Origin of the sequence: Sediminibacterium goheungense (assembly GCF_004361915.1) — a bacterium.
In the GTDB taxonomy this organism is placed as follows: Bacteria; Bacteroidota; Bacteroidia; order Chitinophagales; family Chitinophagaceae; genus Sediminibacterium; species Sediminibacterium goheungense.
Genome location: NZ_SNWP01000010.1, coordinates 1,253,856 through 1,275,736 on the forward strand (window position 1 = coordinate 1,253,856; position 21,881 = coordinate 1,275,736).

At 40.1% G+C, this 21,881-nt stretch carries 18 protein-coding genes; 5 read left to right on the plus strand and 13 right to left on the minus strand.

The window, feature by feature from the left end:
- The first annotated feature begins 52 nt into the window (after positions 1-52).
- Genes BC659_RS05290 through BC659_RS05305 form a run of 4 tightly spaced genes read left to right on the plus strand, consistent with a single transcriptional unit; the run spans position 53 to position 5,694 of the window.
- Positions 53-1,732, plus strand: a complete 1,680-nt coding sequence (locus tag BC659_RS05290) for a ribulokinase (protein ID WP_133473623.1) — start codon at positions 53-55, stop codon at positions 1,730-1,732.
- Between the two features lie 26 nt (positions 1,733-1,758).
- Entirely contained in the window at positions 1,759-2,457 is a 699-nt protein-coding gene (locus BC659_RS05295; protein WP_133473624.1) for an L-ribulose-5-phosphate 4-epimerase, read from the plus strand.
- A gap of 26 nt (positions 2,458-2,483) precedes the next feature.
- Positions 2,484-3,974, plus strand: coding sequence for an L-arabinose isomerase (araA, locus tag BC659_RS05300; RefSeq protein ID WP_133473625.1), 1,491 nt, complete (start codon positions 2,484-2,486; stop codon positions 3,972-3,974).
- A 34-nt stretch (positions 3,975-4,008) separates the two neighbouring features.
- Complete coding sequence (locus tag BC659_RS05305; protein WP_133473626.1) at positions 4,009-5,694, plus strand: sodium:solute symporter family transporter; 1,686 nt, start codon at positions 4,009-4,011, stop codon at positions 5,692-5,694.
- Between the two features lie 175 nt (positions 5,695-5,869).
- On the opposite strand, the gene BC659_RS05310 is transcribed toward BC659_RS05305, so the two are convergent.
- The 6 genes from BC659_RS05310 to BC659_RS05335 form a co-directional block, all read right to left on the minus strand.
- The gene (locus BC659_RS05310; RefSeq protein ID WP_133473627.1) at positions 5,870-6,529 is read right to left on the minus strand and encodes an HAD family hydrolase; all 660 of its coding nucleotides are present in this window, start codon (positions 6,527-6,529) and stop codon (positions 5,870-5,872) included.
- Positions 6,530-6,612: 83 nt separating this feature from the next.
- Entirely contained in the window at positions 6,613-7,665 is a 1,053-nt protein-coding gene (locus BC659_RS05315) for an ATP-grasp domain-containing protein (RefSeq protein WP_133473628.1), read from the minus strand.
- A gap of 9 nt (positions 7,666-7,674) precedes the next feature.
- Complete coding sequence (locus BC659_RS05320) at positions 7,675-8,403, minus strand: NRDE family protein (RefSeq protein ID WP_133473629.1); 729 nt, start codon at positions 8,401-8,403, stop codon at positions 7,675-7,677.
- Positions 8,391-8,891: a DinB family protein gene (locus BC659_RS05325; protein WP_133473630.1), complete on the minus strand. Its 501-nt coding sequence runs from the start codon at positions 8,889-8,891 to the stop codon at positions 8,391-8,393. Before BC659_RS05325 ends, BC659_RS05320 begins: the two co-directional genes overlap by 13 nt.
- Positions 8,892-9,118: 227 nt before the next feature.
- The gene (locus BC659_RS05330; protein WP_133473631.1) at positions 9,119-9,529 is read right to left on the minus strand and encodes a DoxX family membrane protein; all 411 of its coding nucleotides are present in this window, start codon (positions 9,527-9,529) and stop codon (positions 9,119-9,121) included.
- 14 nt (positions 9,530-9,543) lie between these two features.
- Positions 9,544-10,011, minus strand: a complete 468-nt coding sequence (locus tag BC659_RS05335) for a YHS domain-containing (seleno)protein (protein WP_133473632.1) — start codon at positions 10,009-10,011, stop codon at positions 9,544-9,546.
- Between the two features lie 284 nt (positions 10,012-10,295).
- Here BC659_RS05335 and BC659_RS05340 point away from each other — a divergent pair, with 284 nt between their 5' ends.
- Positions 10,296-12,221 (plus strand): PAS domain-containing sensor histidine kinase, encoded by a 1,926-nt coding sequence (locus BC659_RS05340; protein ID WP_162847357.1) that lies wholly within the window; start codon positions 10,296-10,298, stop codon positions 12,219-12,221.
- Here the strand turns inward: BC659_RS05340 and thrC are convergent, their stop codons facing one another.
- From thrC to ilvB, 7 genes are all read right to left on the minus strand, one after another.
- Positions 12,222-13,514: a threonine synthase gene (gene thrC / locus BC659_RS05345; RefSeq protein WP_133473634.1), complete on the minus strand. Its 1,293-nt coding sequence runs from the start codon at positions 13,512-13,514 to the stop codon at positions 12,222-12,224.
- Positions 13,515-13,523: 9 nt separating this feature from the next.
- Positions 13,524-14,456 carry a homoserine kinase gene (locus tag BC659_RS05350; protein WP_133473635.1) on the minus strand — a complete coding sequence of 311 codons (933 nt, stop codon included), beginning with the start codon at positions 14,454-14,456 and terminating at the stop codon, positions 13,524-13,526.
- A 4-nt stretch (positions 14,457-14,460) separates the two neighbouring features.
- Positions 14,461-16,905, minus strand: coding sequence for a bifunctional aspartate kinase/homoserine dehydrogenase I (gene thrA / locus BC659_RS05355; RefSeq protein WP_133473636.1), 2,445 nt, complete (start codon positions 16,903-16,905; stop codon positions 14,461-14,463).
- Between the two features lie 212 nt (positions 16,906-17,117).
- Positions 17,118-18,368 (minus strand): threonine ammonia-lyase, encoded by a 1,251-nt coding sequence (ilvA, locus tag BC659_RS05360; RefSeq protein ID WP_133473637.1) that lies wholly within the window; start codon positions 18,366-18,368, stop codon positions 17,118-17,120.
- Between the two features lie 51 nt (positions 18,369-18,419).
- A complete protein-coding gene (gene ilvC / locus BC659_RS05365) occupies positions 18,420-19,490 on the minus strand; it encodes a ketol-acid reductoisomerase (RefSeq protein ID WP_133473638.1) in 1,071 nt (356 codons plus the stop codon).
- 36 nt (positions 19,491-19,526) lie between these two features.
- On the minus strand, positions 19,527-20,117 hold the full coding sequence (ilvN, locus tag BC659_RS05370; protein WP_133473639.1) for an acetolactate synthase small subunit: 591 nt from the start codon (positions 20,115-20,117) through the stop codon (positions 19,527-19,529).
- A gap of 4 nt (positions 20,118-20,121) precedes the next feature.
- The gene (ilvB, locus tag BC659_RS05375; RefSeq protein WP_133473640.1) at positions 20,122-21,858 is read right to left on the minus strand and encodes a biosynthetic-type acetolactate synthase large subunit; all 1,737 of its coding nucleotides are present in this window, start codon (positions 21,856-21,858) and stop codon (positions 20,122-20,124) included.
- Between the last annotated feature and the right edge of the window lie 23 nt (positions 21,859-21,881).

A 21,881-nucleotide genomic window follows, 5' to 3' on the forward strand; every position in this document is an offset into this window, starting at 1 on the left:
CAATTTTTAAGTGTTAATTTGACACGAATTACAGAACGCATATTGCTTGCTAATGAAAAAAAACAACTACGTTATTGGGGTAGATTATGGAACAGACTCTGTTCGTTCGATCATTGTAAATACTACTTCAGGAGAAGAGATCGCCTCATCTGTACACTATTACAGCCGCTGGAAAAAAGGATTGTATTGTAACGCTGCTGAAAGTCAGTTCAGACAACATCCGCTTGATTATGTAGAAGGACTTACAGCAACCATCACAGATTGTTTACAAAAAGCAGGTCTGGCTGTTGCTGAAAATGTTCGGGCTATTGGTATTGATACCACAGGTTCTACACCGGTGGCAGTAGATGCAGCGGGCCAACCGCTGGCATTGAATCCTGCATTTGCAGAGAACCCAAATGCCATGTTTGTTTTATGGAAAGATCATACCAGTGTTCAGGAAGCCGCCGAAATAAACCTGCATGCAACTAAATTCGATACCAACTATTTACAGTTTGTAGGAGGTATTTATTCATCAGAATGGTTCTGGGCTAAATTGCTGCATATTCTTAGAACAGACAAAGCCGTTAGAGAAGCCTGTGTGTCATGGGTAGAACACTGCGACTGGATTCCCTTCCTGTTAACGGGCGGAAAAAATATTGCAGATCTTAAGAGAAGTGTTTGTGCAGCAGGTCATAAAGGTTTGTGGGCTGAGGCTTTCGATGGCTATCCGCCAAACGATTTCTTTACACAACTCGATCCGCTGTTAAACGGATTTACGGATTCGCTGGGTAAGCAAACCTATACCTCTGATCAGTCGGCAGGTACGCTTTCACCTGAATGGGCCCAAAAGCTGGGCTTACCAAATTCTGTGGTAGTTGCTGTAGGCGCATTTGATGCACATATGGGTGCTGTTGGCGGACAAATTGAGCCATACCATCTCAGTAAAGTAATGGGAACATCCACCTGTGATATACTGGTAGCCCCACAGACCGACCTGGGCGACAAAACAGTGAAGGGCATCTGCGGTCAGGTAAATGGTTCTGTTATTCCAGGCATGCTGGGTCTGGAAGCAGGTCAGTCGGCATTTGGCGATACTTATGCATGGTTTCGGGAAATGATTGTAAGACCGGTAAGACAACTAATAAAAGCATCTAACATACTGGACGAAACAACAGCCGCAGAACTGGATAAAGAATTATCCGACAAACTCATACCTTATCTTTCAGCAGAAGCCGCTAAACTCCCTTTACAGTTGGATGACGAACTGGCCATTGACTGGTTTAATGGCAGAAGAACACCAGATGCCAACCAGTTTTTAACTGGTAGCTTACATGGTTTAAATTTAGGGACCGATGCCACGGCTATTTTTAAATCGCTGGTGGAAGCCACCTGTTTTGGTGCTAAAATGATAGTGGATCGCTTCATCAACGAAGGGGTACCCGTTAAAGGGTTAATCGGACTGGGTGGTGTAGCAAAGCGTTCACCTTATATTATGCAGGTAATGGCAAACATTATGAATATGCCGATACGCATTCATAAAAGTGAACAGACCTGTGCATTGGGTGCTGCCATGTTTGCGGCTACAGCAGCCGGCTTATATGGAAAAGTAGAAGAAGCTATGGAACATATGGGACAAGGCTTTGATGCCGTATATACGCCCGATGCAGCCATCGTTCCTTATTATCAGCAACGTTATATACAATACCAGCAGGCTGGCGCTTACACAGAATCTAAAGCCCCTAAACAATAAGGAATCTGCTACTTTAAATGAATAGTATGTCTAAATATGATCAGCTAAAAAAAGAAGCATATGATGCCAATATGCAGTTACCCAAACTGGGATTGGTATTGTTCACGTTTGGTAATGTAAGTGTAGTTGACAGAGCCAACCAGGTTTTTGCCATTAAACCCAGTGGTGTACCTTACGAAGAGCTGAGTCCTGAAAAAATGGTGATTGTTGATTTTGATGCAAATGTGATTGAAGGAGCATTACGTCCGTCATCTGATACCAAAACCCATGCAGTGCTCTATAAACATTGGACTTCAATAGGCAGCATTGTTCATACCCATTCAACGTATGCAACGGCCTGGGCACAGGCTCAAAGGGATATTCCCATATTTGGTACTACGCATGCGGATCATACCACAGCTTTTATTCCCTGCGCACCTCCTATGAGTGACGAAATGATTAAGGGTGACTATGAAACAGAAACCGGTTTCCAGATTTTAAACTGTTTCAAAGAAAAAGCCTTGGATCCGGTTGAAACAGAAATGATGCTGGTTGGTAACCATGCTCCATTTACCTGGGGTAAAAATGCGCACAAAGCTGTTTATAATGCAGCAGTGCTTGAGGAAGTAGCCAGAATGGCTTATCTCACACTACAGATCAATCCGCAGGCCCCTGTTCTGAAAGATGCACTGATCAAAAAACATTTTGAAAGAAAACACGGCCCTGATTCTTATTACGGTCAATAATATTTATATCAACAAAGACAAGCACTATGATTAATCTGAAGCAACTGGAAGTTTGGTTTGTTACAGGGAGCCAGCATTTATATGGCGAAGAAACATTGAAGCAGGTAGCTGCCAATTCAACCGTCATTGCAGATGCGCTGAACAAAGCACAGGGTATGCCTGTGCAAATCGTTTATAAACCCACTGTAAAATCTACGGAGGAAATATTTGCCATTTGTCAGGAAGCTAATAATGCAACGAATTGTATAGGCATTATTACCTGGATGCACACTTTCTCTCCTGCTAAAATGTGGATTGCCGGCTTAAAGATCTTACGCAAGCCATTACTCCATTTTCATACCCAATTCAATCGTGATATCCCCTGGGCAACCATTGATATGGACTTCATGAATCTGAACCAGAGTGCGCATGGCGACCGAGAGTTTGGCTTCATCATGAGCAGGATGCGCATAGATAGAAAAGTTGTGGTAGGTCATTGGAGCGATGCTGAGTGTATTGATAAAATAAACGGATGGATACGTGCTGCTGCGGGCTGGCACGACTGGCAGGGTGCCCGCTTTGTTCGTTTTGGTGATAATATGCGCTTTGTAGCGGTTACCGAAGGTGATAAAGTAGAAGCTGAAGTTAAATTTGGTTACTCTGTAAATACCTATGGTGTTGGTGATCTGGTACAGGTAATGAATGAAGTAAGTGACAGCGATATAAATGCACTGGTTGATGAATATATAGCATCGTATACCCTGATGGATAGCTTACAAAAAGGCGGTGCTCAACATGCTTCCTTACAAACGGCTGCTAAAATTGAGCTGGGTATTGAACGCTTTTTGCAACAGGGTAATTTCAAAGGTTTTACTACCACATTTGAAGACTTACATGGTCTTGAGCAGTTACCGGGCATTGCTGCACAGCGTCTGATGGCCAAAGGCTATGGATTTGCAGGTGAAGGCGACTGGAAAACAGCGGCACTCGTTCGCGCCATGAAAGTAATGGGTAGCGGACTAAAAGGTGGCAACTCTTTTATGGAAGATTACACCTACCATTTTAATCCCGATAATAAACTTGTACTCGGTGCTCATATGCTCGAAATATGTGAATCGATTGCCGATGGCAAGCCCAGCTGCGAAATTCACCCACTGGGGATTGGCGGTAAGGCCGATCCAGTTAGATTGGTATTTAATTCCGGATCGGGCCCTGCTATCAATGCCTCTATTGTAGATATGGGTAACCGTTTCCGCTTACTGGTGAATGATGTAATGGCTGTTGCCCCCATCAGTAGTTTGCCAAAGCTGCCTGTGGCAAGGGTTTTATGGAAACCTTATCCGGATATGCAAAATGGTTGTGCTGCATGGATACTGGCCGGTGGCGCCCACCATACCTGTTATTCACAGAATATTACATCTGAACAGATGGAAGATTTCGCAGCCATGGCTGGTATTGAGTTTGTTTGCATCAACAACAACACCAAAATGTATCAATTTAAAAATGAATTGCGCTGGAATGATAAATTTTATCAATAAAAAGCGAAATTACGCATACCTAAACCACTAACTAATGAAAGGACTTGCCACTATTGACATTATTGTCTTTCTTTTTTATTTCATCATTGTAGCCGGGTATGGTTACTGGATCTACCTCAAAAAAAAGAAAACGACCATCGACACCAAAGATTTCTTTCTTGCTGAAGGATCATTGACATGGTGGGCTATTGGTGCTTCACTTATCGCTTCTAATATCTCTGCTGAACAATTTATTGGTATGAGTGGTGAGGGATTTTTTGTAGGTACAGCTGTTGCCGCTTATGAATGGATTGCCGCACTGGCACTCATTATAATCGCTATCTGGTTTATGCCAATCTACCTGAAGAATAAGATCTTCACCATGCCCCAGTTTCTTACCAACCGTTACAATGAAACGGTTGCATTAATCATGGCTGTATTCTGGCTCTTCCTGTATGTCTTTGTAAACCTTACCTCTATCCTATACCTGGGTGCTGTTGCGATCAATGGTTTGGTGGGTGGCGAATACCTGCATCTTATCATGGTATTACTGGCTGTTTTTGCACTGATTATTACACTAGGTGGCATGAAAGTAATTGGTTATACGGATGTTATACAGGTTGCCGTATTAATTATAGGTGGTTTGGCTACAACGTATATGGCTTTATTGATTGTGAGTGAAAAATTTGGATTCGGCAAAGATGTGATCGCTGGCTTTAACACTTTACTCAAAGAAGCACCAGATCATTTCCACATGATTCTTGAAAAACCCGGTCCCGATGCCACACAGGAACAGATCAACAAATACCTCGTGTTGCCCGGTATTGCTATGTATTTCGCAGGCCAGTGGATCGTAAACCTGAACTATTGGGGTTGCAACCAGTACATTACACAAAGAGCATTGGGTGCCAATCTGCAAACTGCCAGAACGGGTATTCTCTTTGCGGGGTTATTAAAATTAATGATGCCTGTGATTGTAATGTTACCAGGTATCGCCGCTTATGTGTTATATAAAAATGGTCACCTCCCTCAATTGGAAGGCGGTAGCAAGGATGGGGCTTATTCTGCCATTCTCAGTTTTCTACCAAGTGGCCTGAAAGGTTTATCCATTGCTGCATTAACAGCAGCCATTGTTGCTTCACTGGCAGGTAAAGCCAATAGTATTTCTACCATTTTCACCCTGGATATTTATAAGAAATACCTGAAGCCCGGTGCTGATGAAAAGAAACTGGTTTGGACAGGAAGGTTAACAATTTTCATCGCCATGATCGTAAGTGTATTATTTACCTGGAACGACACATTAGGCATCGGTGGTGAAGGCGGATTTACCTTTATCCAGAAATATACGGGCTTTATCAGCCCGGGTGTATTTGCCATGTTTATTTTAGGTATGTTCTGGAAGCGAACAACAGGAGCAGCTGCCATTGCAGGTGTGATCTGCGGTTTCGTTCTCTCCGTATTCTTTAACAACTATGCACCCGCATTACTGGGTCATGAAACCATTTTGTATACTGCCTATCCAAATGGAAAAGGTGGCTATGAAATCCCATTCCTGATTAATATGGGTTGGTCATTCTTCTTTACTATGGTAGTAATGATACTGATTAGCCTAGGTGGACCTAAAGTAAATCCAAAATCTTTTGTATTTGAAAAGGGTATGTTCAAAGTAAGTAACTCTGTACTGGTGTTAATCATCATTACTTTATTACTACTGACTGCACTCTATGTAAGATTCTGGTAATAAATAATACTTTCATAAATAATTAAGGGGGCCTAAGAGCCCCCTTAATTATTTCAGTTTGTTCCCTTCTTTTATCACCAGACTATCAAACCTTATCCTGCTTATTGTCTATAACGATAATGGAAAAAAGAAAATGGCAGATAGTAGATTTTATACTGGGTTTACCATTTGAGGGTTAACCGAGTAAGGGTAATAATGTGGTATAATCTTTTGCGTAAGTGATGATATTTGGGTATTGGCTGAATTCGTCTGCTGTATGCATGGTGGTTAATACAACAGCCTTCATGCCGGCATTCAGCGCCGCTTCCACCCCCTTGGGTGCATCTTCGAAAACAATACAGTCAGCAGGAGCACAGCCCAACTCTGCCGCTCCTTTTAGGTAGGTTTCAGGATCCGGCTTGCTATCTTTTACATTTTCTGCGCCAACAATTGAATCAAAATAATGTCTGATGGCGAGTCCGTCAATAGCAAAATCGATATTAAACAAAATGGCGGCTGAACCAATACCCATTTTGATCCCTTTCTGCTTTGCTTCTTCCAGAAAGGTTTCCAGACCGGGTAAGCCCTTAAGATGTGGTTTATACAGTTCCTGATATCTCTTTTCCTTTGCAACAGACATTTCATCCATTTGCTGAGGGGTAAAATGGTCAGGGCCAAATATTCTGATCAGCAGTTCAACATTCTTTCCATACATATGAGAAGCTACTTCCTCCCAGCTTAGGTTTGCTCCTAAATCTTTGGTTAGAATATCGTACCATACCTGTTTATGATAATGCATATCATCGATCATGGTACCATTCAGATCGAAGAGAAAAGCTTTTGCTGTATGTAACATATTTCCTTAAAAATTTATGCCCGCAAATTAACACATCAGCGGTACTTACAAATGGCAAATATTGACTAACCTTATACAAATTTTCAGGAAATATCTTTAACGAGTTGGGTATTGGCTTTCAACATGGCCAGACCTTCCTGTCTGCTCATATAAGGTACTCCGGCCTCATGATTCTGTTTACTGATTGTATACATGATAGCCCAATGACGGGTGATTTCTTTCCATGCAAAAAAAACAGAATGACGGGGATCGTACATGTGTGTGGGTTCACTTCCTGAACCATTGAGTTCTATAATAGAAAAATTTTTTCCTGCGCGTAATTCTTCAATGGTATGGTATCTCACATCCATTCTACCATAAAAGAAACCTTTGATTTGTTTGGCGAGCTCGTCTACCATCGTATTTAGTTTCTCATCGGCTAAATAGGTTACATCGATAAACTTAGCACCTCTGGCATGATTACCATAAGGTACCAGTAGTTTCCGCTCTTCTTTTTGCAAAACAAGTGTTAGTTCTTCAGGTATATTCTTTCTCAATACCGGCAGTTGCAGCAGAAATCTTTGATTCTGTTGTAATAATTCTTCAATGGTAGATGTTCCGTCTCCAATTACGGTTAAGAATTCCTTTCCAACTATACCTGTAATACGTCCATGTGTCTCATTGGGTAGTCGATAATAAAAAATACCCAGTTCATTTTCATAGGGTATGTATGCCTGTATCAGAAAATCCACTTTGCTTTTTCTTGCATAAGCCAGCAGGTCCTGATCATTCTCGAGTTTCTGAACACTCATTCCCCGCATACCAATATCAGGTTTTCCAATTAGGGGATATGAAACGGCTTTCGATCTTACCTTCTCCAGTACCTGAATAGCTGATGTGCCTGCTTCAAAAAACAGGGTTTCAGGATATGAGTTTTCGGGTAAAAGATCATAGATTTCTTTCTTACTTTCCATCAGAAATCCTCCGTTACGAATACCAGGATTGGCTGCATTTACATAGAAAAAAGCCCTTGCTTTTAAACATAACCAGAACCAATAAGGATAAAGTGGTGCATACAATACAGCAAAAGGCCAGTATTCCCAATGAAATATTTTTATCAGAAGCGGATGATAACTAAGCTTTTTAAAAAAGTGCATACATGGAAATTAGGCAACCGGATATTGCTGAACAAATGCCAGCCTTTCTTCGTTTTGTTCCTGATTAATAAGGTCTTCATATAGCATAATAGCCTGGCTACTTTCACATTCAATACTGGTTACGCTTACAGTAGCCATGGTATTATCTCTGTTCATGCAAATATCATTTTCGCAATCACCTTCTCCACCAAACAAATGAAAATTACGTATGTCTGTTACAGAAGGTTGAGGATACCGGATTAACCAGTTCCTGAACCAATGCTCTCTTTTTTGAATGATATCTGGTGCATACAAGGTAACCGATGACCAGATATGCGGCTGTGTGGTATCCATCTCTCTTATGTATTTTTCTTCTCCGCTCCACCTGCATTCATGTAAGCTTGCGTTTTCCCAGATAATGAGTGTAAAAGGCTCGATGCCAATGAGATTTATTTTTTTGAAAGCAGCAAAAGCACTGGTCTGTGACAGAATATCAAGGAAAATCAAACCACGACTCCTTCTATATGCTGCTGCAGGCTCATGCTTTATAAATCCACCATTTAATAGTACCATGGCTGTTCCTTTTTCAGAAACACCTATCCAGGTACCACCCGCCTGTGCATCTTTTGGAAATAAAATTTGTGTTTCGCCATACCTGGCAATAGAAGGCAGGATTGCCCTTTTCCGTATAACTTTTTCATCACGATTAGATGTAAGTAATACTTTATCACCTAAGGGAAGAAAGGTTACTGTACACATTTTTCCCTGTGTTTTATGGTAGAACTTGCAACACCAAATCCTTCCGGGAGCTGAATATCCGACAATTCTGCAACCCCTACCCTTATCAGGGCCATATGATGAACTGTATGCTCCAGATTATAAACCACCTCCCTGTAATAATTACTCTCAACAGTTATGGTTTCATTTGAAACATCATCATAACTCATTTCAAGCTGTATTTTTTTATCTGCACGCAACAGATCACCACTGATCTGATGCAATAAACGAATCGCCAGATTTTTATCTGTTTCTATTTGTTTATCCCTTTTTCTTCTTTCGTAGTTTACAGTTCCTGTTTCATATCCTTGTTCCAGACATTGAAAAAGCTCTACAATATGCCGAACATGCTGTCCAATGGTGGCATTAAACAATGACTTACTACAGGCTGTATATTGTTCAGGTGTGAGTTTATCCAGTGTTTCATGTAACTGTACAAACACATTTCGAATAGCTTGAGCAATTTGCATATGATTGGGTTCTTTACTTTTTATAACCGGAACCTAATGAATTCTAATTTACGTATTACTTTATCTACAGGTTTGGGGTTCCGATTGAAAAACCGCTTATTTAAGTGAAAATAACTTACTTTTTTTATATCCCTAAAAATTATCAGGTATCAATATCCACAGCTTTTTCGCCGACATATGTTATAGACTGACCGACAATAAGATCCTATGATGCCCTTTTGAAGCTATTAAGTTCTTCGGGAAGTTAATTTTTTTATACTGTTGAATAGCTTTTCCTTCTCGATCCATAGTAACAATATAGCAGCTACCCATACTATCAGTGCATATAGGAACAATAATCCATGATCACCCATTACTTCTATTCCCAAAACAAATACATGAGAAAGTAGTGCACCACTCATAATTCCTGCAGCAAAAAAAGCTCCGAACGGTGTGGTTGGCTTATACAAGATTAATAGGGATGCTACTAATTCAGCTATACCAGTAGCGTACCTTCCCCATGGCTCCATATTCATTTGCGAAAAAATATAAACAGATTCCGCAGAACCTGAAAATTTATAATACAGTGTCTGCAGCATAATAAGGGAAGCGATGATTCTCAATATCCAGAGAAAAATAGCAGATGATGGCTTTTTCATAATTTGTATATTAACTATTGAATAATTTTTTTCCAGGATAAATCGGCTTTTTGCTTTAATGCAGCTTCATCTTTATTCCAGTCTTTTAAGGTGTTGTTGAAAAACCGGTTATAAAAGAGATAGAGCTTATTATTCACTATTTTAAACGTTTCTGGGTCAATATCCACTTTTTCTCCTTTTGCACCCATTGCATAAGCACACCAACCTCCATATTCCGGCTCATAAACGGATGGATTTTTCTGGAAAAGTTCCTTATGCTCTGCAACAGAGAAGTAATAGGTAATTCCCTGATGTACTAATGCAAATTCTTTTTTGCCCTTTACAGCCCTTTTCTGCATAAAATAGGCTACCGGGTCATACCCCTGTATTGCCAATCCGCTTTCTGAAAGATTAAAGTGCTTCTTTCTTTCAGCCGCACCCTGACCGACAGCATAACTGGTAAAGAAAATGCAGATGACCAAGCATAAATGTTGAAGTTTCATAGCTTTTTATTTTAACGTTGTGTATAATAGCAGGTTTAGATACAATTGACGATCCTGATACCTAAGCCTTACAGCCCTGATAAAATTTATCTGCCCTCTCATTATGATCTTAAGCTATGTTTAATGGGTTTAGTCAACATATTTAGACTTCTTACTCTACTTTTAATTTTTTACCTTTAAAAAGCTTATCACTATAGCCATCCTATTTCATGAATCAGGAAACCAATAGAAAATATATCAGGTTAACCTCGGTCTTTGTAATCGGACTTGGCATAATTGTTATAATGGGATGGATTTTTAAAATCCAGTTATTTACCACTATTGTACCTGCTTATGTAAGCATGAAATTCAATACAGCGATTCTTTTTGTATTTACAGGTTTGATTCTGCTTTCGCTGGCTGAGGACCAATGGAAAATAACCAGCATCCTATTCAGTCTGATTCTTTTATTCGCAGGCGCATATACTTTTCTGCAATCCATCTTGCACTATAATGGAGGTATTGATGAGCTATTTATCAAAGATTATTATGTATCAGACGATGGCTCGTTCGCCCCGGGTAGAATGGCCCAAGGTTCATCTATTTCATTTTTTTTACTAGGCACTGGTTTTTTACTGATTAGTGCCCCAACAAAAAAAATGAATCTGATTGGGCAATACCTTTTTCATACAGTTTCCCTGGTTGCATTTATTGCCATTATTGGCTACCTGTTAGGCGTGCCAATTTTTTATAAGCTTTCGGCTCTTGGCTCTATGGCTATTCATACGGCGATTGCGTTTTTACTTAGTTCTGTGGCAGCTTCGTTGCTGAATAAACAATTAGGCATTACAGGGTTGCTAAACGGAAAAGGTGTGGGTAGTATCATGGCCAGACAATTGTTTCCAACACTTACTGTGGCCGTTATGCTCCTTAGCATTATCAGGATTTATTTACATCGCACCGGACTCATAAGTGTAGAATTCGGAATTGCTTTATTTGCTACTTCATTTATACTTGTAGGACTATTATTGATATCAATATCTGCACGTCAGTTAAACAGGATTAATATTAAAAAGAATATTGCTGAAGATCAATTATTGAATCTCAACAAAAACCTGGAAAAGATTGTAGAAGAAAGAACTCACGAATTATGGAAAAGCGAGCAATTATTAAAAGGTATTATAAATAATACGTCTGCTGCAATTTTTCTAAAAGATACTAACGGCAAATACATATTGGTAAACAAACGTTTCACAAATGATTTTGGTTTGACAGAAGAGCAAATTATAGGTAAAACAGCATTCGATATTTTCCCTGAAGAAACAGCCGCTAGACTTATCAGTAACGAAGCCGCCATTATTACTTCTAAAGAGGCCAATACTGCAGAATTGTCTATCACTGTCAGAGGTATTACAAAAACGATGCTTACCAATAAATTTCCTTTGATGGATGAGCAATCAACTGTTTTTGCCATTTGCGGAGTGGCCACCGATTTTACAGAAGTAATGAAATCAAGAACAGAGCAGGAGATACTTTCATTGCAGTTACAGCAAAAAAATCAGCAGTTACTCAATTTTGCGCATATCACTTCCCATAATCTTCGCTCACCCGTTAGCAATCTTAATTCTTTATTGTGGTTGTACAAAGAGAGTCAGACTCCTGAAGAAAAAGCTATTTTATTCGAAAAGTTTGAAACGGTAATACATAATTTATCAGAAACACTTAATGAACTGGTAGATGCTTTAAAAATTCAGGAAGACACTGGCAAAAAAAGAGAAACACTTTTATTTGAAGATATTTTTAAGAAAGTTAAAGAAAGTATGATCGGAAAAATTATAGAGACAGAAGCTGTTGTCAGTTATAATTTTACGAAAGCACCTGCCATAGAATACCCAAGATTATACCTGGAGAGTATTTTACAGAATCTGCTTTCCAATTCACTCAAATACAGATCTCCCTTGCGAACACCTGTTATTTTCGCTGAAACCCTGTTTGAAAATGGCATTTTAATACTCAGATTCAAAGACAATGGTCTTGGTATTGATATGAACAGGCACAGTGATAAGCTATTTGGATTGAATAAAACCTTTCACCGGCATGAAGAAGCCAAAGGTGTAGGGCTTTTTATCACAAAAACACAGGTTGAAGCCATGGGTGGTTCTATTACTGCAGAAAGTGAAATCGACAAAGGCACTAGTTTTATTATTTATTTCAATAAAAAAACAGTCTGACTACTTATTGAGTAACCATTCTTTCAGCGATGCAAAAGAGGCTTCCATTACAAGCGATTTCTTTTTTGCAGAAAATAATGGCAGAATTGCATCAGGTATTTCCGGCTCCTGTCCGGTAGCTGTTTTCACTGTATCTGGAAATTTAATGGGATGAGCAGTTTCAAGAATAATGCCTTTACTATCATCTGGTAGTGTTTTCTCCAGTGCCTTATAGGCGACTGCGCCATGAGGATCCATTAAATAACCATACGCCTTATAAACCTGATTTATACATTGCAGGGTTTCTTCATCGGTAACAGCGGCGCTTTTCAATACTGTACTTACAGCAAGCCCTTCTTTTTCAAACAACTCCATAATCCTGATAAGATTACTCGGATTACCAACATCCATCGCATTGGATAAAGTTGGAACAGTTGGCCTTGCTGTATGTATGCCTGTTTTGAGATACTGCGTTACTGTATCATTTATATTACAGGCTGCTATAAACGACTTTACAGGCAGCCCTGCATATCGCGCCAGTAAGCCTGCACAAATATTACCAAAGTTACCACTAGGCACAGATATCACAGGTGGATGTTCTTTATCTGACCATTGCTGCCATGCGAAAAAATAATACAACTGTTGTGGCAACCACCGGGCCACATTAATTGAGTTGGCCGAAGTTAGCTGAAGTCGTTGCTGTAGGTCAGTATCCATAAAAGCATCTTTCACCATTGCCTGACAATCATCAAAACTTCCTTTTATCTCAAGTGCAGTAATATTTTGCCCACAGGTGGTGAGTTGCAGTTCCTGAACAGGGCTCACTTTCCCAGATGGGTAGAGTATGATAACCTCTACTGCTTCTACACCAAGAAAACCATTTGCTACAGCTCCGCCTGTATCACCGGAAGTAGCTACCAGTACCGTGTTTTTTTTATGCTGATCTTTTGAAAAATAACCGAGACAACGACTCATAAAGCGAGCCCCAACATCCTTAAATGCAAGTGTTGGGCCATGAAACAGTTCCAATGCAGATACCTGATCATTTATGTGTACAAGCGGGAAGGAAAAATCGACAGCTTCTTCAACAATCTGTCTTAAAGCTTTTTTTTCAATAGTATTACCTACATAGGGTTGCATAATTTCATAAGCCAGTTCATTTTTATTCATCTTTCCCAGTTGGTTAATAAACGATTGGCTAAGCTTTGGCAATTGTACAGGAAAATACAAACCCTTATCCGGTGCCTGTCCACGAATGGTTGCCTCTTTGAAATCCACATCAGGCGATTGCCTGTTTAAACTATAATAATACATGAAATTTATTTAGGCTTTTATGATTTCAACTCCTGATGAATGTATAGTAGTTACATAAGTATGGTGATCCAAACCCAGCTGTTGGTATTCATCCTGCATCACTTTCTCTACTGCTATGGCTGTTGCTTCATCTTTACTCAACATAAAAATGGATGGCCCCGAACCAGATATGCCCCCTCCCAATGCACCTGCTTCCCTGCTTTTCTGTTTCACTGTATTAAAACCGGGAATCAGTATACTTCTTACGGGCTCTATTAATACATCTTCCAGTGAACGTCCTATCAACGCATAATCACTTTGCAGTAACCCACTTACAAGGCCAGCTATATTACCCCATTGCTTTATGGCATCTTTCAGGTAAACCTGTTTTTTTAAAATACTTCTTGCATCTGCGGTTCGTACTTCTATCTGTGGATGAACGATCGTAACAAATAATGGTGGAGCTGTGAGTGCAACAATATCTAACGGATGAATGGACCGGATCAATGTTACTCCTCCGTAAATACAGGGTGCAATATTATCTGCATGTTTCACACCCGATGCCAGCTTTTCTCCATTCATTGCAAAACGTACCAGATCTTCTTTACTGAATACACCATTCAGCAGGGTATTGGCAGCAACAACAGCCCCTGCAGAACTGGCGGCACTCGATCCCACACCACTACCAGGTTTTATATGCTTACGAATCGTTAGCTCAAATCCTACAGGTTGCGTTAATTCTTCAAGCATGGCCAGCAAAGCAGCTCCAGCTACATTTTTTTCAGGTTCTGCAGGCAACTGGTAATCATCTTTATTAATGATTGTTATACCCGGTTGTTCGGTTAAGCGAATCCACATTTCATCGTATGGCTCTTTTACGGCAAAACCGAGTATATCAAAACCACATACCATATTGGCTACAGTAGCTGGTGCATGTACTTTTATTATTTTTTCTGTTACCATATGATTAGATTCTCGCTACACGAATAATATCAGCAAATACGCCTGAGGCTGTAACATCAGCGCCTGCCCCGGCTCCCTTTATCACCAATGGCTGCTCAGGATACCTGTCGGTATAAAACAAAACAAGATTATCCTTACCATATAAATGATAGAAATCTGAGCTTGGCAGTATATGTTCTAATCCTACAGATGCCCTTCCATTCTCATAAGTAGCTACAAATTTTAATTTGGCACCTTCAGCTGAAGCTTTATCAAAAAGAGCTTTAAAATGAGGTTCCTGCTTAGCCATTTCTGTATAAAAATGTTCTACTGATCCTTCAAAACAGGATTGCGGCAGAAAATACCTGTTTTCAATCTGCTCCATCTCCATTTGCTGCCCGGCTTCTCTGGCAAGGATCATAATTTTACGCATTACATCCGTACCCCCTAAATCAAGTCGTGGATCTGGCTCTGTATACCCTTCGGTCTGTGCCTGTCTTACTACCTCAGCAAACGGTTTCGATCCATCATAATGATTAAAAACATAATTCAGTGTACCTGATAAAACAGCTTTTATCTTATTCACTTTATCACCACTCCGAAGAAGATCGTTGAGTGTACCTATCACGGGTAATCCTGCGCCTACATTGGTTTCAAAAAGAAAAAGTGCATTATATTCTCTGGCGAGTGATTTTAGCTGCTGATATTCATCATAAGCAGATGAACAGGCAATTTTATTACATGCCACAACAGAAATACTTTTTTCCAGTAGCCTCCCATATACTTTTGCTACACCTTCGTTAGCAGTAACATCTACAAATACACTATTCCGAAGATTTTTTTCCTGTATCTGTGCAACAAATTCATCAATACCTGAAACTGATGCAGATGCGAGAAGTGATTGCCATTCATCTAGCAATATACCCTGATCAGCTAAAAGGGCTTTCTTACTGTTCGCTATACCCACAACCCTTACCTGCAGATTTAACTGGTTCTGCAGAAATAATTGCTGTTGCTGTATCTGTGCGAGAAGCTTGCTCCCTACATTACCGGCACCTGCAATAAATACATTCAGCTGTTTATAGCTGGTTTCAAAAAAAACTTCATGTAGTACATTAATCGCTTTTTTAACGTCTTTTGTCGCTATAACAGCAGATATATTTTTTTCGGATGAACCCTGTGCAATAGCCCTGATATTGATACCGTTTCTCCCAAGTGACCCAAACATCTTACCACTTACACCAGGGTGGCTTTTCATTTGTTCTCCTACCAGTGCAACGATGGTAAGATTGGTTTCAACAACCAAGGGGTCTACTTTTCCAGTTTGAATTTCATAACTGAATGCATAATCAACTACCCGTTTTGCCTTTAGTGTATCTGCTTCATTGATGCCTACACATATAGAATGCTCTGATGAACTCTGGGTAATCAATATTACATTCACCTGTTCATTTGCCAAAGCTTCAAATAAGCGCTTTGAAAAACCCGGTATACCCACCATACCACTGCCTTCCAGACTTAACAAACTGATTCCGGTAATACTTGAGATGCCTCTTATAAAATCATTCGCTCCTTCTGTATGACTCTCAATAAGTGTTCCTTTTGCCGTCGGTTCAAATGTATTTTTAATCCACACCGGTATTTTTTTCAGCATTACCGGCAGTATGGTAGGAGGGTAAATAATCTTAGCCCCAAAATGAGAAAGCTCCATGGCTTCCTGGTATGAAATATGCTCAATGGGTTTTGCATTGGTTACGAGACGGGGGTCTGCTGTCATCATACCGCTTACATCTGTCCAGATTTCCAATGCAGATACTCCCAGTGCAGCTGCATATATAGAACCTGTATAGTCTGAACCACCCCTGCCAAGTGTAGTCGTATGACCAGCCAGGTTAGCGGCTATAAAACCAGGTATCAGATAGTATGTTGATGGATTTGCCTTAAACCAGGTGCTGATTCTCTCGTTTGTAATAGCAAAATCAACAGCCGCATTGGAATGATTAGAATTGGTCACAATCAGATCCCTTGAATCAACCCATTGTTGTTGTACACCCAATGATTCGAGTTTAGCAGCAATGATACGGGAGGATAAAAGCTCACCAAAACTTACTATTTTATCCTGTGTACGTAAAGAGAGCTCTTTTAGCAAATAAACACCATCACAAATACTTTCCAATTCATTACAATGTTGCTTTACCAGACTTAAAGTTGCACTCTGTTGTTGAATAGGAAGTAAAGACCTGACTGCCGTAAGATGTTTCTGTTCAAGCTCTTCTAATTCCGTTTTATAGGTATCATCGGCTGATGCAGCCAGCGACGCTATCTTAAGAAGTCTGTCTGTTACACCACCCATTGCAGAAACAACAACTGCAATAGCATGGTTATCTTTTTGTGACAAAATAATATCAATTACTTTTTGAATATTCTCAGCATTAGCTACTGAGCTACCCCCAAATTTTAAAACCTTCATAATATAATTTGAAATAAATAAAGAAATCAGGAGCCGTTTCTGAAAAAACAGCTAGAAGCCCATGGTATAATATTGAATGATTAACCCCCTTACAGGGTTGTTGTAGTGGTAATAATGATAGCAGCAACAAACAAGGTGATTGTCTGTTCAGAAATGATATATGTCTGCTTATAATTCATTACTCTATAAAATTAGTATATTTTTCCGATTTTTCAAACTAAATATCCGAAAAGATTATCCTGTTTACTCAGCTCAGTATAATTAATTTGATGACGATTCAGGTTATTGATGAGGTTATTATAATCCTGCTTTGATTTAAGTTCAATACCCACCAGTGCAGGACCCGTTTCTTTATTATGTTTCTGCATGTATTCAAATCGGGTAATATCATCATCAGGGCCTAATACATGATTTACAAATTGTTTTAGTGCCCCGGGTCTCTGCGCAAAACGAATCAGGAAATAATGTTTTAATCCTTCGTATTGTAATGATCGTTCTTTAATTTCCTGCATCCGGTCGATATCATTATTGCTCCCACTGATAATACAAACCACTACCTTTCCTTCAATATCAGCAGCATAATCATCCAATGCAGCTACCGAAAGTACGCCGGCAGGTTCTGCAACAATGGCGTCTTCATTGTACATTCTCAAAATCGTGGAACATACCCGACCTTCCGGCACAAGCGTCATATCGTCCAATACATCCTTACAGATATCAAACGTAATATCACCTACCTTTTTTACAGCAGCTCCGTCAACAAATCGTTCAATCTGGTCTAACAGAACGGGTTTTCCTGCTTTTAACGCCTCGGTCATAGATGGAGCACCTTCCGGTTCAACGCCTATGATTTTTGTGTTTGGTGAAAAGGTTTTGAAATAAGTTCCTACACCCGCACTAAGTCCACCACCACCCACAGGAACAAAAAGATAATCTACATTAGCCTGCTCTTCCATAATTTCAGCTGCTACTGTTGATTGGCCTTCAATAATACGGAGATCATCGAAAGGAGGTATGAATGTTAGCTGATGTTCTTGTGTATATTCCTTAGCAGCAGTTGCGCAATCATCAAATGTATCTCCGATAAGTTTCACTTCTACAAAACCCTCACCAAACATTTTTGTCTGGCTTACTTTTTGGTTAGGGGTAATAATAGGCATAAACACAACTCCTCTTACATTTAGCTTTTTACAGCTATAAGCAAAGCCCTGTGCGTGGTTTCCTGCGCTCGCACATACAACTCCTTTCTGAAGCTGCGCTGCGGGTAAGCTACTCATCATATTATAAGCACCCCTCAACTTATAAGAACGTACTATCTGAAGATCTTCTCTTTTCAGGTACACAGTGCAATTATAACGACGTGATAATGCATGGTTATACGTTAAAGGCGTTTTGTTAACTACATTTCGCAACCTTGCTGTCGCCTCGTGAAAATTCAGTATATGGGTTATTGTTGTGTTCATGTTTTCACTATAGGCCCTCTCGTTTTCAGAGAGGGCCTTATCATTTAGTCATTATGCTTCTACAGCTTCAGCTACTTTCTGGTTCTCAGGACGCAGACTTCTTACTGTCTTACCCGCCTGCCATAATTCGCTGTCACGTAATTCTTTTAATTCTTCTTCCAGCTTTTCGCGATAATCAGGCTTGCTGTTGCTTTCGATTGATTTTGCGGCTTCTTTACCTGCTGCTACACTTTCATAGAGTTCGGTAAATACTGGTAATGTTGCGTCCCTGAATTTCTTCCACCAGTCAAGCGCACCGCGTTGTGCAGTGGTTGAGCAATTAGCATACATCCAGTCCATGCCATTTTCGGCTACAAGCGGCATCAATGACTGTGTTAATTCCTCCACTGTTTCATTAAATGCTTCCGATGGAGAATGTCCTTTTGAACGAAGCACCTGATATTGTGCTGCAAAAATTCCCTGGATAGCCCCCATCAATGTACCGCGTTCTCCTGTAAGATCACTGTATACTTCTTTTTTGAAATCTGTTTCAAAAAGGTATCCACTTCCAATCGCAATTCCCAATGCTACTACACGTTCAAAAGCACGACCGGTAGCATCCTGAAAAATGGCATAGCTACTGTTCAAACCACGTCCCTGCAAAAACATACGACGCAGAGAGGTACCTGAACCCTTGGGTGCTACTAAAAAAACATCTACATCTGCAGGTGGCACAATACCAGTTTGTTCTTTGTAGGTTACGCCAAAACCATGTGAGAAATACAATGCTTTTCCGGGTGTTAAATATTTTTGTACAGTGGGCCATAACTTGATCTGTGCAGCATCACTCAACAAATAACAAATAATGGTACCACGATCGAGTGCCTCTTCGATTTCGAACAAAGATTCACCAGGCACAAAACCATCGCGCACCGCTTTATCCCAGCTTTTTGAATTTTTACGCTGACCAACGATTACATTGATCCCATTTTCTTTCTGGTTTAATGCCTGTCCGGGGCCCTGAACGCCATAGCCTATAACAGCTACTGTTTCATTTTTCAGTACCTCCTGTGCTTTTTCAAGCGGAAATTCTTCGCGGGTAACTACATTTTCTTCTACGCCGCCAAAATTTAATTTTGCCATGATGTTTGTTTTATAAGTTATTGTTGCTTGTTATAATTACATTGTAAATACTTCCTCTTGCTTACCTAAATACTCATTTTCAATCACTTCGTCACTTGGCTCTTTTGCCTCGAACTCTTTTATTTTTTCATGAAACCCACTACTGGCTTTTATAATAGCCACGCGGGCGCTTCGCACAAATTCAATCAATCCATGCGGTTCAAGTACACTGATCAGCCTGTTTGTTTCTTCTCTATGTCCACTTGTTTCGAAAATGGTATAATCTTTTCTGATTACGACAGCTCTTGCACCATATTCACGTAATAGCCTTTCCACTTTTACCTTTTCGGCGATTTCATCAGTTGAAACTTTGTACAAAGCCAGTTCCTGCCATACAATTTCATCGTTGGTATTGTAATAAGCTTTCAGTACTTCTACCTGTTTCTCAATTTGTCTGACAAGTTTCCTCACTACTTCTTCCAGCTCATCGATTACAATGGTAAACCTGTGAATACCTTCTACTTCTGACGGAGAAGTATTCAGGCTCTCGATATTGATCTTTCTTCTTGAGAAGATGATAGCAATACGGTTTAATAGGCCGATATGATTTTCGGTATATACGGTTATGGTAAATTCCTGCTTGCTCATACAATTATTTTAATCTGATTTCGCTTACGCTGCACCCTTGCGGCACCATGGGAAATACATTATTCTCCTTTCCTACCATTACTTCGAGTAAATATGAACCCTTATATAACAGCATGGCTTCAATGGCAGATCTTAGGTTGACTCTTTCATTCACCGAGTTCCCGGCAATCCCATATCCCTTCGCTACTGTTACATAATCGGGACTGGCTATATCAACAAAAGAGTAACGCTTATCATGAAACAATTGCTGCCACTGACGTACCATTCCAAGAAATCTGTTATTCAAAATCAGGATTTTAACATCAATCCCTGTCTGCATGATAGTACCCAACTCCTGTATCGTCATCTGAACACCACCATCACCAATGATGGCCACTACTGTTCTGTCTGGTACACCAAACTTGGCTCCGATAGCGGCGGGTAATGCAAAACCCATGGTACCCAATCCACCAGAAGTAATATTGCTTCTGGTCTCGTTAAACTTTGCATAGCGGCAGGCAACCATCTGGTGCTGTCCCACATCGGTTACCACTACTGCATCTCCATTTGTTAACTCATTTAACACCCTAATCACTTCCCCCATTGTCATCTCATCAGTATCAGGATGCAACTCATCAAAAATCACCTGTGCTTCTTCTTCCTGCTGGTAGTTTCTGAATTTCTCTACCCATGTCGGATATACTTTAGATTGTACAAGTTTGGTCAGTAGTGGCAATGTTTCCTTACAATCACCCCAAACTCCTACAGAGGCTTTTACGTTTTTGTCAATCTCAGATGGGTCAATATCGAGATGAATAACTTTAGCTTGTTTTGCATATTTATCAAGCCGGCCTGTAACCCGATCATCAAACCGCATTCCTATCGCAATCAATACATCACATTCGTTGGTCATTACATTCGGACCATAATTACCATGCATACCCAGCATACCCATGTTTAAAGGATGATCGGTAGGTAATGCACTCAAACCTAGAATTGTCCAGGCAGCAGGTATACCGGACTTTTCAATAAAACATTTGAATTCCTTTTCAGCCTTACCGAGTATTACACCCTGACCAAATACCACAAATGGTTTTTCAGCTTCATTAATCAGTTTTGCCGCTTCTTCAATGAATTCCTGCCGAACAATTGGTTTGGGTCTATAGCTTCTGATATGACTGCATTTGACATAACCCGTATAAGCAAATTTTTGAAGCTGTGCATTTTTAGTAATATCAATCAGTACAGGTCCGGGTCTTCCACTTTTAGCGATATAAAAAGCTTTGGCCAATACTTCGGGTATCTCTGTTGCATCTGTAATCTGATAATTCCATTTGGTAACGGGTGCTGTGATATTGATTACATCTGTTTCCTGAAAAGCATCTGTTCCCAATAAATGAGCAAAAACCTGACCTGTTATACATACTAACGGTGTACTATCTATCTGTGCATCAGCTAAGCCGGTAACAAGATTGGTAGCTCCTGGGCCACTGGTAGCAAATACAACACCTACTTTACCTGATGTTCGGGCAAAGCCCTGTCCGGCATGTATGCCTCCCTGTTCATGACGAACAAGTATATGTTTCAGTTTTTCGTGATAATCATACAAAGCATCGTAAATGGGCATGATCGCACCACCGGGATATCCAAAAATAGTATCTACCCCTTCTGCAATCAATGCTTCCAGTACTGCCTGTGAGCCACTTAATTCAGTAACCAGTTTTTGCTTTGTCGATTCTTTTGATACTGCAACTGCTTCCATCTTGTTTCAGTTATAATTATTTG